Origin of the sequence: Mucilaginibacter daejeonensis (genome assembly GCF_020783335.1) — a bacterium.
In the GTDB taxonomy this organism is placed as follows: domain Bacteria; phylum Bacteroidota; class Bacteroidia; order Sphingobacteriales; family Sphingobacteriaceae; genus Mucilaginibacter; species Mucilaginibacter daejeonensis.
This window is the reverse complement of record NZ_CP086068.1, coordinates 881,643-894,200: the sequence shown is the minus strand read 5'-3', so window position 1 is coordinate 894,200 and position 12,558 is coordinate 881,643. Positions and strand designations below refer to the sequence as shown.

Below are 12,558 nucleotides of genomic sequence, written 5' to 3'. Positions count from 1 at the left end.
GAACGCACCTACCAGCATCATGACCGATCAGCACGTTTACGAGGATACTACTTTTGAAAAACTTGACCTAAGCCAGCGAACCGTTCACGGCCGTGAGTACCATGAGTGCACGTTCAAGCAATGCAGTTTTAACAACGCCAACCTGGGCAATAACAAATTCGTTGATTGCACCTTTGAATACTGTGATCTATCACTGTGCAAGCTTACCAATAGCACCCTCACTAATGCATCGTTCAAAGACTGCAAGATACTGGGTGTGAACTTTCATGAATGCAGCGACTTTCTATTTAGTGCCGAGTTCCAAAAATGCATCCTCGACCACTCCTCGTTCAGCGGCAAAAAGATGGTCAAAACCCGGTTCGAAAGCTCATCTTTGAAAGAAGCCGTATTTACTCAAGCTAACTTGAACGGGTCAATATTCAAGGACTGCGACCTCGACCGTACCGTTTTCAATCGCACAGACCTCACGGGTATCAACTTCACCTCGGCATATAACTTTGACATTGACCCCGACAACAATACACTTAAAAAAGCCATCTTCACTGCTGAGGGACTAAAAGGTCTGCTTACCAAACATCAGCTAAAGATCACTGGCTGATCTTTACTTCGGGTGATAATTTGCGTTATTGAGAAAAGCCTGTGCATCGGTCATGGCTAACAGTTGCTTAGGCGTAGTAGCCGGATGTTTGGCCATGTACTGCTTCACGATCTGCCAACCGGTCCACATGGCCAGTTTCGGTGCCGATTCGTTCTTCTCGCCTAATCCGGGAGTGAACGGCGCTTCGGTCAGGTATTTCTGATACTTGAGATGGTCGGTCTCATACAGCAGATTCTCTTCCAAAAAGAAGCCCCACACGTTAGCCTCGAATGCCTTGCACCATTCCGTTTGCTGAGTGGTATAACCGATCTTGGTACTGTCAGGAACTTCGGGGAGCAATTTATCCATCAGGTACAGCACCTTTCCTTCATAGATCATGTGCTCCAACAAAGTGTGGTCGCTGTCGCGCTCGGGGAACATGTCCTCACGGATCACGGCCTCCACTACCCTTGGGCTCAGGTTATCAGGTGTGAAGCGTCTTGACAGGTAACGTGGATAGGTGTTGATCAGTGCCGGATAAAACTTGGAACGCGCACCCAGGAACATGTCCAGCCCTACGCCTACATAACCATTACCAATGGTGGTTTGGGCCTGAAAACCCGAGAAATAGGCATAAACCTGGGGTAATTTAGCCTGCGGGAAGTAATATTTGATGCGCTTGAACGCATCGGTCAATTCTTCTTCCTGTTTATTGAGGTCAGGGTATATGGAATCTACCTCATGCTTAAGGTCCTGGTAGGGTTTGCCTGCATACATCTGTTGCAGGTTATCGAGGTAGGCGGTGTCATTGACCGAGCCGAACTCCAGCACACGCTCGATCATATCGGCGTAAAAAGCGCCATACTTTTTCTGAAGATCAGCGGCTTTTCGCGGCGTCGGCGCTTTGGCCAGTGCGTCAAGATCATGGTCGAACCGCTGGATGTGTACCTCGAGCTTGATGTTGCTGAGGTCTATCTGGTCACTACCGTTCTTACACGAACCGATAAGGAGCGCCGGTATTAAAAAAAGCGCATAAAAATGTTTTAATTTGCCGGAGTAGGTTTTGCTCATATCTGCATCAACAAAGTTATTGCTTTTGAGTTGCATAATAAGGAGCACCATTTTACAAATACTTTATGAAGATCGCACTGGCCCAGCTTAACTATCACATTGGCAATTTCGACGCGAACACCGCTAAGATCATCGACACTATCAATACCGCCAAACAGAACGGCGCCGACGTGGTGGTATTTGCGGAATTGTGTATCTGCGGCTACCCTTCGCGCGATTTCCTGGAGTTCAAGGAGTTCATTGAGCTTTGTGAGCGCTCGGCACAACAGATCGCTGCGGCTTGTACCGATGTGGCCTGCATTATTGGGATACCTACGCCTAACAGCGGCCCGCATGGCAAGGACCTCCACAACTCGGCTTACTTTATTGCCGACGGCCAGGTAAAACAGGTAGTGAACAAGGCCTTGTTGCCTAATTACGATGTGTTTGACGAATACCGCTACTTTGAGCCCGAGACCGAGTTCAAGTGTGTGGAGTATAAAGGCAAACGCATAGCGCTTACCATTTGCGAGGACCTTTGGAACACCATCGAAAACCCGCTTTACGTGATACGGCCTATGGATAAGCTCATTGAAGAGAAGCCCGATGTGATGATCAACATCGCTGCCTCGCCGTTTGCTTACAACCATGATGAGGAGCGTATAGCCATTTTGAGCGATAACGCCCAACGTTATAAACTGCCGTTATTTTACGTGAACCATGTGGGTGCACAAACCGAGATCATTTTTGATGGTGGGTCACTGATATTTGATCAACAGGGCCAACTGGTAGATGAGCTTCCTTACTTTAAAGAGGAACTAAGATACTATACCCTGAACGATGATGCATCCATCACCCCTGACCAGCCGGTAAGCCTGATGCCTGAGCGTCAAAGCGACATTGAGCAGATCTATGAAGGCCTGCTGCTGGGCATACGCGATTACTTTCATAAATCAGGATTTAAACAAGCCATACTGGGCCTTTCGGGCGGTATTGACTCGGCCGTGGTATGTGCACTGGCCGCCGAGGCGCTTGGTCCGCAAAATGTGATGGCTGTGTTGCTGCCTTCCAAATACTCTACCGGCCATTCCATCACTGATGCCGAGGACCTGGTGCGCAACCTGGGCTGCCGGTCAGAAACGGTAGAGATCAAGAACATCACCGATGCTTTTGAGACGGCATTGGAACCACAGTTCAAAGGTCTGCCTTTCAATATTGCCGAAGAGAACTTACAGGCCCGCAGCCGTGCGGTCGTATTGATGGCGATCAGCAACAAGTTCGGGTACATCCTACTCAACACATCTAATAAAAGCGAGGCCGCGGTAGGTTACGGCACTTTGTATGGCGATATGTGCGGTGGAATATCGGTATTAGGCGATGTGTACAAAACGCAGGTATACCAACTGGCCAACTATATTAACCGCGACCGCGAGATCATTCCGCAGAACTCCATCGTCAAACCGCCATCGGCTGAGTTACGTCCTGATCAAAAGGACAGCGATTCTTTGCCGGAGTACGATATATTGGATACGATCCTGGCCGAATATGTCGAGCATCGCCGTTCATCGTCAGAGATCATTGCCCTGGGTTATGACGAGGCTACCGTTCGCCGCATCCTTAAACTGGTTAACACCGCTGAGCATAAACGCTATCAAACCCCTCCTATCTTACGTGTATCGCCTAAGGCGTTCGGTATGGGCAGGCGGATGCCGATCGTAGGCAAATATTTATCGTAAGCCAAAAGCCGCTCAAGAACAATTTTGCTTGGTCACCACTTATCATAAGTACATCTATTAACGTACTATGATGAAGAATCTAAAAATATTAGGCCTGGTCGTTCTGCTAATGGGAACCATCCAGGCATGTTCTACCTACTCATACTATTCCATAGGCGGCGAGAACCTGGGCCGTTACCGCTCATTTGCCTGGCTGCCTCCGGTAAAGCAGACACGCAATATCGCTTACAATAGTGACCTGGCCGACCAGCGCATTCACGAATCTACTACCGACAATTTACAGGAACGCGGACTGAGACTTAAGAGCAAGAACCCCGACCTGTTGGTACGCTACAGTGTGATGGTGGACAACAAGGAACGTGTTTACGACCAGCCGGTTTACAATTATGCAGGTGGTGGTTACTACCCTACAGTAGGCTACTTTAGAGGCCGTCAGTTTTTATACTACAGGTACAGTGCGCCCTACCCGGTCTATGTGGGCGATGATGTGGAACGTGTGCCTTACAAGGAAGGAACGCTGATCATTGACCTGATCGACCGTAACAGCCACAAAGTGATCTGGAGAGGCTACGGTGTTGGCGAACTGGAGAACGCGGCCAAGACCATTGATGACCTGCCCAAGATCGTAGAAGGCATCATGAAAAAGCTTCCGCTTAAACCCACTAGGTCATGATGGCTCACCTAAAAAAAATAGTTGCAACAATTAAACCTTAACGGGTATCGTTGTCTAAATATCATAATCAAATATCATCATGAAAAGGTTACTATCTATGGGGCTGGTAATGGCGTTGATCGCCACCTTATCAGCCTGTTCGAGCTACCGGTACTACACCTCGGGGGCCGACGATATAAGCCTGAGCAAATACAAGAGCTTTGCCTTTGCCCAACGCCTTACACCGCGCACCCCTGACAGCAATTACAGCGACAAACGAGGCTTAGGCGCCCGTTTGAACTACGTGAACAACAACCGTTATTACAACAACCCCGAAGCGATGCAAAAGATCCAGGCCGCTACGGTGAACGCGATGCAAAGCAAGGGTTTTGTTAAGCAGGAAGGCAATGCCGACCTGATCGTGCGCTACCATACCCTGGTGGATCGCGGAACACGTAATACCTATTACGGTACCTATTGGGGACCTGGTTGGGGTTGGGGTTGGGGCCCTGGCTGGGGCTGGGGCGGATACGGACGCTTTGGTTACGGCCGCTGGGGCGGCTGGGGCTGGGGCGGCGGCTGGGGTGGCGGTTATGGCTACCCCGTACAGGAACACTTTAAAGAAGGTGTACTATCTATCGAGCTGATCGATGCCCGCACCCGTCAACCTATATGGATCGGCTATAGCAGCGGCGAATTAAGCCGTAACCCACAAAAGGCGATCAGCCAACTGCCTCAGGTAGTTGAGGGCATTTTGAAACGCCTCGAAGTGCGTTCATAAATACATCAGTCAAATTCTTAATAAGAACAAAAGGGTCGGCATCAGAAGATGTCGGCCCTTTTGCTTTTGTACCTGCCGATATTTAGATGTATGGCTAAAATGTATGAGGCGCTTGTTCGTCTTATCTTTTAACAATGATATTAACGATGAATGACATCTTGAATAAACATATAGCCATTGTTGGCGGTGGACCTGGCGGACTTACCCTGGCACGGCTCCTACAAATGAATGGTGCACAAGTAAAAGTATATGAGCGTGATGCCGGCCGTCACGTTCGCGTGCAAGGTGCCACGCTCGACCTGCACCACGACTCAGGGCTGGCAGCCCTTCGCGCAGCTGGGTTAATGGATGCCTTTATGACCAGGTATCGCCCCGGGGCCGATCAACTATGCATAACCGATAAAGATGCACAGGTTTTACTGCACGAATGGGAAAGCGGCGAACAAGGCGAGGAGCACTTCAGGCCTGAGATAGACCGCGGCCCGTTACGCGATCTGCTGCTCGACTCACTACGACCTGAAACGGTGGTGTGGGATAGTCAGTTGCTGGCCTTGACCGAACTGCCCAATGGCCGGATGCAACTCAGTTTTAAGAACGGCGCCACAGCAACGGTTGACCTGGTGATCGCTGCCGATGGAGCTAACTCTAAATTGAGACCTTATATTACCACCACCAAACCCTACTTTGTTGGGCTCACGATCATTGAAGGAGCTGTGGATCACGCCGCCGATCGCGTGCCCGAACTTTATGAGCTGATGCATGGCGGTAAGATATTTGCCCTTGATGACAGCCGCACGCTGATCGTAGCCTCCAAAGGCGATGGCAGTATGGTTTTTTATTGCGGTTTTAAAAGTGGCGAGAATTGGCTGCAAGACAGCCGGATCGACCTTGATGATATAGCTCACGTGATACAATGGTTCGACGAGGAATTTGCGGGATGGAGCGAATTGTGGAAAGACCTGTTCAAAAATGCAAATGGCCGCCTGATCGTACGCCCGCAATATTGTATGCCTACTGATCAGCCTTGGCAAGCTAAGCCTAACCTTACCCTATTGGGCGATGCCGCCCACCTGATGCCCCCTTATGCCGGCGAGGGTGTGAACATGGCCATGCAGGATGCCCTTGAACTGTCACAGCAACTGCTTGATACAGACCACGCCGATATTAGCTCCGCAATAGCCGCCTACGAAGAGCAGATGCGCAAGCGCGCTACAGAGGTAGCTCAGGTCACCTTAGCACAAACAGAGGTGATGCACTCACCCAATGGGCAACAAGCGATGCTGACCATGTTCGAGCAGAAATAACGGTCGGTGAAGCGAAAGGCGATGGGTCGCTTAGTGGACACATACAACCTTTTGATCAGCTGTTGTGTTACGTAATTATGGCCGACCGGAAAAGTAATTTGATCATCTTATGCTTTGTGCTGGTCGTGCTCATACCTGTAGCCTGGCTTACCTGGCAAACCTCATCTAAGCTGATGCGGATATTCTACCTGGACAAGCAACAATATGTGATCACGGAGGCTGCTTTGACCAAGAATACTTGTAAAAAATACGGTAATACTGCCAAGTTCAATATTCATTATAATGGCCAGATCACGGAGGGAGCGGACGGTTGCCTGCTCTTTGCCAGCACCGGCGATGTGCTCAGGATCTATTTCAACCGCGCCGACCTTCATGATAACGGGATCGTGAAAGAACTGCTCTGGTTATGCGCCGGCCGATGGATACTGACCTTACTGCTATCAAGTTACCTGATCATCCGGCTACGCAGACACCTAAACACCCATACCACATGACCATTAGATCCGCCATCACCACCTTTCACCTGCTGCTGTTATGCATGATCGGCATTTCGGTGACAGCCTGTGCCCAGCAGGCTAAAGCTTACGATATTATCCAGTACACGGCCAAAGCACCCGGCATGACATTACGCTTGAGTTATGCCGACGGATATCTGGCCGCCAGTAAGGTCACTATTAGTCAACCAAAACAAACAGCCCTGGTGCTGATGCCTCAAAGCGGCACGCCCGAAGCCAACGGCGACCTGATCTTTGAAGCGCAAAATAAAACGGGCGAACCCAAGGTGACCTTGTACCACATCGATGAGGCTGCAGAAGCACCAAAAAGCATTACCGGTAAGTACTTGCTGAAAGGACGTACTGTTAGCTTGCTCTTTAAAAATAAATGAGCATTGACGACGTCAAGTTGGCTTGAAGAACGCTATTGCTGAACCAAAGATCAAGCATTTTAGGCGATCAGCGTGAACACCAGTGCAAGCATGGCCGGTATGCCTTGTTTGATCAGCACCGACCGGCCAGCCGTAAGCCCGCCATACAAGGCTGCAATGACCACACATGACAGGAAGAACAACGCCACGTTATGTGACCAGTTATCATCGCTGATCAGCAACGACCATATTAGGCCCGCAGCCAGGAAACCGTTGTAGAGTCCCTGGTTAGCGGCAAGTGTTTTGGTTTGCTCGAACAAATGCTCTGGCAAACTGGTAAAGGTAGCCTTACCCTTGGTGGTCCAGGCGAACATCTCTATCCACAAGATGTACAAATGCTCGAGAGCTACAAGCGCTATGAGGACCATCGATATTGTCTTCATCGGTCAATGTTTGTTAGTAAATACGTAGCCATAGCAAGTTGCCACTTCTAAGTTACTATTCCTCTCCTGCCGCTTCTAATATCTTGCCCGGCTGTTTAAAGTTGCTGCGCACAAAGTGACACCAATCGCAGTCTTCCTTGCCGCATCCGGTGGCAAAGTCGTGGGCCATGATCTTTTGGTAGGTCTCGGTAAGTTGTTTGGTCACGTGGGCTTCGTCCTCGGGTAACACCATCACGTGTTCCTTGTGGTACTCACCTTCGGCCACCGGTTCAATAAATTCGAACACCGTTCCGGTCACATTCCAATCCTTGTTGCGATCATTATCGATCAGCATCTTGTAGAACACCGCCTGGCGCCAGTAATCACCACCGATCGTATCCTCCTCTCCCGGGCGTTTGAACTTCTCTTTGGCGTATTTGAGCTTGCCCGTCTTATAGTCTACAATGGTGGCCTGCTTGCCATTAAATTCCACCTTATCCAAATGGCCTTTCACCGGCACATTGTTGATCAGCACATGGCGTACCGGCATCTCTACCCGTACGATCTTGTTCCATACGTACAGGTTCTGCTCGTAATAGGCAGGCAATATCTTATCGGCATATTCCAGCCTGCGGTTAAATTCCTCTTTGGTAAAGGCATCACGGTTGCGGAACATGTACCACCTGAATTCCTTCATAAAACCATCCACCGATACAAATACTTTGTCCTCGCTCTTCAGCATCTGATCAAATACCTTGTATAGCGCATGGTGTACCGCCGAACCGAACGCCAGTGCCGGGCTTTTACCCACCGGTACACGGATCAGGTTCTGAAAGTAGAACTTGAGCGGACAATCCAGGTAAGCGTTCAAATGCGTTACGGACAGCACGTAGCCCTGCAGCAGTTGGTCGATGTAATTTTTATCAAGCAACTGCACCACCGGCTTATCAGTCTCCGTGAACTGGGTGGCCAGGTAATCCATCAGCGCATCAGGCCTTACCTGCGGATATTGCACCTGCAAGTGGGTCGACGCCAGTATCTCGCCCACGAATTTGGAGGCTTCCTGGTCCTTACCGTTGCGGTCCTTGGTGCAATACGAGATATTGAGGCACTGCTTGGCCCGCGTAATGGCCACATAGAACAACCGGCGCGACTCTTCTTCCTGCCGTTGCTCCTCGTCGCCGCTGATCTCGAGCAGGGTGTCAGGCAGGCTAAAGCCATGGTTACGGCCCTTGGCATCCCACACCCGCTTGCTGCATCCGATCAGGAACACGTGCTCATACTCCAGGCCCTTTGAGCCATGAGCCGTCACAAAGTTCACCCCGTTCTCGGCAAACACCACCTGATTGAGGTCAAGGCGGATTCCGTTCTCTTTCATGAGGTCAATGGTGCGGATGATGTCCTTCAACCTCACCTCGGGGTTGCGGTGAGCCTCATCACGCACGAAGTTGAACAGAGCGGTAAGTACCTCCATGTGCCAGCCCTTATCAGGCTGACGCATCACATAGCGCATGATACCCAACGAGGTGATCATTTGCTGAAACAGTACCTGCAGCGTCACACTTACCGATGCCTTAAGCAGATCATCGATGGCGCTGATCAGCTGACGCATAGGCGCCTGTTTGTCGGGCTCATCGAACAGCGTTCCCTGGCGGGCGGGCTTAAGCTCGGCCACATAGCGCCGGATCGAGGTCTTATCGTTTTCGGTGAGGTTGTAGTTGGCTTTAGATACGGCTATGCTGGCCTTGGCCACTTCAATGCCGGGTATATCAAAAAGATCATAGTGCATGATCTCGAACAATAGCTCATCACCACTGTAAGGCGAGTCCATCTCCAGCGTCAGATAACGCAGGATGTTGATCAGCTTCTCGCCAAAGGGCAGGGTCAGGATGTCGATCTTACGACGGGTGTTCACCGCGATCTTTTTAGCATCCAAATAATGGATCAGCTGATCTACTTGGTTATGGTTACGGTAGATCACCGCTATCTCAGCCGCTTCAGTTCCCTGGCGCAGCAGGTCCTCTATCTGGTTGGCCACATCTACCAGCTCATGTTCGGGGTTAGCATACTCGCTGATCACCGGCTCCACGGCATGCAGATCAAAACGTGGATTGGCTGCCTGCAAGTTCTTGTCAAGGCGGAGCTGACTGGTCAAGCGTTCCTGGTTGTTGCTGATCAGCATCCGGGATATATCGAGTATCGATTGGTTCGAACGATAGTTCTGCTTTAACACCACAGTTTGTAGCACGGTGCCGTAATCACCCGCAAAATCGAGGATGTTCTTCATGTTGGCACCCTGAAAACGGAAGATCGACTGGTCATCATCGCCCACCACAAAAACGTTAGGCGTGTCCCAGTACGACAGGATGAACTTTAACAATTCATTTTGCGAACCGCTGGTATCCTGAAACTCATCCACCAAAATGTATTGGTACCGTTCCTGGTAACGGCGCAGCAGATCCTCATTGTCTTTAAATGCCTTCAACACCCACATGATCATGTCATCATAATCATATTTTCCGGCCGTCTTCAGGGTGGCCTCATAGTTGGCGAATTCGCCTACCGCAGCCAGTAGTTTGGCCATAATATCTTTAGCCGCATCGATCTCTTTCTGCTTGGGGTCGCCTTTTTTGATGCCTTTGGCCGAGTTGGGGCGTTTGTATTGAAAATCCTCGCGGTTGGGCAAGTCATCAACATAGGCGTTCACGGCCTCGCGGATCTGCGTCTCGGTCCAGTTCTCGCGTTTGATGGTGCTGAACAGGTTCTTCAGCCGCGGCACATCATAATATACATCGCCGGTAAAGCGCTTAAGCAAATGGTCCTTATCGAACTTGTCCACCAGCTCGCGGAACAGCATGGCCGCATCCAGATCGGTGAGCGGATCGAGGCTTAGCTTCCCAAAATGGTCAAGGTTCTCCTGAATGATCTCGTTACAGAACGCGTGGAAAGTATAAATGCCGATACGATAAGCATCAGGACCGATAAAGTCGAACAAACGCTTGCGCATGGCCACCGCACCGGCGTCGGTGTAGGTGAGGCACAGGATCTCGTTGGGCTGAGCATCGGTCTCCAACAGAATCTTACCTATACGCGCGGCCAGGATCTGGGTCTTGCCTGTGCCCGGGCCGGCCACTACCAAAACAGGGCCATCCAGCTTGTTCACGGCAGCTAACTGCTCAGGGTTAAGGGTGGCCAGTATGTCGTTAAATCGTTGGTTATATCGTTCCTGGAGAGGTTGCATCATGGTACTTGCAAAGGTACGCAATGCTATGCAGATGTGCGGTCAATGCTGCCATGCAAATAGGGCCGCAAATGCTCATCAAAAGTTCAATCTGGCTTTGATCACTGGGGTCACGGATGCGGTTGAGCTGGCATACTGATCAGCCGTATTGATCACACCCGGCGACAGGTTAAAGCTCAGATCAGTACCGATGCTGTATGAATGGATCATTTTGGCATCGATGTAAGCATCCACCACCTGTATACCCCAAATACCTAATAAACCTAATACACTCAACTGCATATTGCGCTGATAGTTGGACTGTAAAGCATCGGCGTAGGCCATTCCGTTGCCTGTCTGTTGAAGCCTCAGGTAAGTTGTGTACTCTTTGGCGCTCACTTCAGTGCCTAACGGGTCGCGAAAGTAACGGTACACCTTCAGGTAATGACGGTAATTGGACCGGTTGGATACCACCTGCTGACCCAGCATCCCAAGCAGACCGTAAACGATAGGCACTTTCCATACCTTGTGGTTATACACCTGACCCCAACCCGGTAGCACTGCCGAACGGAACACCGCTTTGGAAGGGTCATGCATTGGATCAGGCTTATTCTTTGGGCGTTCATGCGCTGAAGCAGCTTGCCAATATCTCACACTGTCTTTAGTTGATGAGCGCTGCTGCGCCGATACGCAAAACGGAGCTGTGACAAGTAACACAGCGAGTAAAGTGGACCGGAATAATGATGATAAGGTAAGCATGCATAAAGAACTGTTAGCGCGGGCTAATATTGTTTCTGCGCCTGACCAATACACAAAAAAAGGCCGCTCATGTACGAGCGGCCTTTTAAGATCTGAGTGATCAACAGCTTACAGCGTAGCCATATCGATCACAAAGCGGTAACGCACGTCACCTTTTTCCATACGTTCGTAGGCGGTGTGTATGTCTTTGATGTCGATCAGCTCGATGTCTGACACGATGTTGTTCTCGGCACAGAAATCCAGCATTTCCTGGGTCTCTTTAATGCCACCAATGCCCGAACCGGCAACGCTTTTGCGGCCGCCCAATAACGAGAACGCAGCGATCTCGGCCGGCTCCGGTGGTACACCTACGCAAATGTGGGTACCGTTGGTACGTAGTAATGACAGGTAAAAATTAAAGTCGTGCGGAGCGCTTACGGTATCCAATATGAAATCGAAGCTACCTTTTACCGCTTCCACTTGAGCAGGGTCACTGGTCACCACAAAATGGTGAGCGCCTAATTTCTTGGCGTCCTCTTCTTTTTTAGGCGAGGTACTCAACACGGTCACCTCGGCACCAAAAGCAACACCGAACTTTACGCCCATGTGGCCTAAACCACCCAAGCCAAGCACGGCCAGTTTATGACCTTTGCCTACCTTCCAGTGGCGCAGCGGCGAATAGGTGGTGATACCGGCACACAACAAAGGCGCGGTAGCCGCCAGATCTGTCTTGTCAGACACGTGCAGCACGAAGTCCTCGTTCACCACAATGGTGTTGGAGTAGCCACCGTACGTAGGTGAACCATCACCATAGCTGTCCAGGCTGTTATAGGTTTGGGTGTTGCCATGCAGGCAATATTGCTCCAGGCCATCTTTACAGTTCTCGCAGGTGCGGCACGAGTTCACCATACAGCCGGTACCGGCAATATCGCCCACTTTGAACTTGGTCACCTGATCGCCCACCTTTACCACACGGCCAACGATCTCGTGACCTGGTACCATCGGGAATATTCCTTCGAACCAGTCGTTACGGATCTGGTGAAGATCGGAGTGGCACACTCCGCAGTATTGAATATCAAATTGCACATCATGTGCACCAACTTCGCGACGGTCAAAATCCCATGGCGCCAGGTCGGTGGTCGGGCTTTGCGCCGCGTATCCTTTAGTTCCGATCATAGTAAATGTAGTTTATTGAATGTTGAAACAAATATAA

General features: G+C 50.4%; 12 protein-coding genes. 7 read left to right on the top strand and 5 right to left on the bottom strand.

The genetic code is table 11. From position 1 onward, the window contains the following. Positions 1–19 precede the first annotated feature (19 nt). On the top strand, positions 20–598 hold the full coding sequence (locus tag LLH06_RS04020) for a pentapeptide repeat-containing protein (RefSeq protein WP_228171979.1): 579 nt from the start codon (positions 20–22) through the stop codon (positions 596–598). A 3-nt stretch (positions 599–601) separates the two neighbouring features. Here the strand turns inward: LLH06_RS04020 and gldB are convergent, their stop codons facing one another. Further along, the gene (gene gldB, locus LLH06_RS04015; RefSeq protein ID WP_449560084.1) at positions 602–1,648 is read right to left on the bottom strand and encodes a gliding motility lipoprotein GldB; all 1,047 of its coding nucleotides are present in this window, start codon (positions 1,646–1,648) and stop codon (positions 602–604) included. A 65-nt stretch (positions 1,649–1,713) separates the two neighbouring features. On the opposite strand from gldB, the gene LLH06_RS04010 reads away from it, so the two are divergent. The 6 genes from LLH06_RS04010 (at position 1,714) to LLH06_RS03985 (ending at position 6,986) form a co-directional block, all read left to right on the top strand. Further along, positions 1,714–3,363, top strand: a complete 1,650-nt coding sequence (locus tag LLH06_RS04010; protein ID WP_228171977.1) for an NAD+ synthase — start codon at positions 1,714–1,716, stop codon at positions 3,361–3,363. A 67-nt stretch (positions 3,364–3,430) separates the two neighbouring features. After that, a complete protein-coding gene (locus LLH06_RS04005) occupies positions 3,431–4,036 on the top strand; it encodes a DUF4136 domain-containing protein (protein WP_228171976.1) in 606 nt (201 codons plus the stop codon). Positions 4,037–4,115: 79 nt separating this feature from the next. Beyond that, positions 4,116–4,796 carry a DUF4136 domain-containing protein gene (locus LLH06_RS04000; protein WP_228171975.1) on the top strand — a complete coding sequence of 227 codons (681 nt, stop codon included), beginning with the start codon at positions 4,116–4,118 and terminating at the stop codon, positions 4,794–4,796. 146 nt (positions 4,797–4,942) lie between these two features. Next, a complete protein-coding gene (locus tag LLH06_RS03995) occupies positions 4,943–6,100 on the top strand; it encodes an FAD-dependent oxidoreductase (protein ID WP_228171974.1) in 1,158 nt (385 codons plus the stop codon). 77 nt (positions 6,101–6,177) lie between these two features. Continuing rightward, positions 6,178–6,594, top strand: a complete 417-nt coding sequence (locus tag LLH06_RS03990; RefSeq protein ID WP_228171973.1) for a hypothetical protein — start codon at positions 6,178–6,180, stop codon at positions 6,592–6,594. Continuing rightward, positions 6,591–6,986, top strand: coding sequence for a hypothetical protein (locus LLH06_RS03985; protein ID WP_228171972.1), 396 nt, complete (start codon positions 6,591–6,593; stop codon positions 6,984–6,986). Before LLH06_RS03990 ends, LLH06_RS03985 begins: the two co-directional genes overlap by 4 nt. A 59-nt stretch (positions 6,987–7,045) precedes the next feature. On the opposite strand, the gene LLH06_RS03980 is transcribed toward LLH06_RS03985, so the two are convergent. The 4 genes from LLH06_RS03980 to LLH06_RS03965 all read right to left on the bottom strand — a co-directional run bounded on the left by LLH06_RS03980 (position 7,046) and on the right by LLH06_RS03965 (position 12,521). Next, positions 7,046–7,408, bottom strand: coding sequence for a DUF1304 domain-containing protein (locus LLH06_RS03980; RefSeq protein ID WP_228171971.1), 363 nt, complete (start codon positions 7,406–7,408; stop codon positions 7,046–7,048). A gap of 55 nt (positions 7,409–7,463) precedes the next feature. Further along, positions 7,464–10,631, bottom strand: coding sequence for an ATP-dependent helicase (locus LLH06_RS03975; RefSeq protein ID WP_228171970.1), 3,168 nt, complete (start codon positions 10,629–10,631; stop codon positions 7,464–7,466). A 75-nt stretch (positions 10,632–10,706) separates the two neighbouring features. Further along, on the bottom strand, positions 10,707–11,261 hold the full coding sequence (locus LLH06_RS03970; protein ID WP_228171969.1) for a DUF5683 domain-containing protein: 555 nt from the start codon (positions 11,259–11,261) through the stop codon (positions 10,707–10,709). A 213-nt stretch (positions 11,262–11,474) separates the two neighbouring features. Next, a complete protein-coding gene (locus tag LLH06_RS03965) occupies positions 11,475–12,521 on the bottom strand; it encodes an NAD(P)-dependent alcohol dehydrogenase (RefSeq protein WP_228171968.1) in 1,047 nt (348 codons plus the stop codon). Positions 12,522–12,558 lie beyond the last annotated feature (37 nt).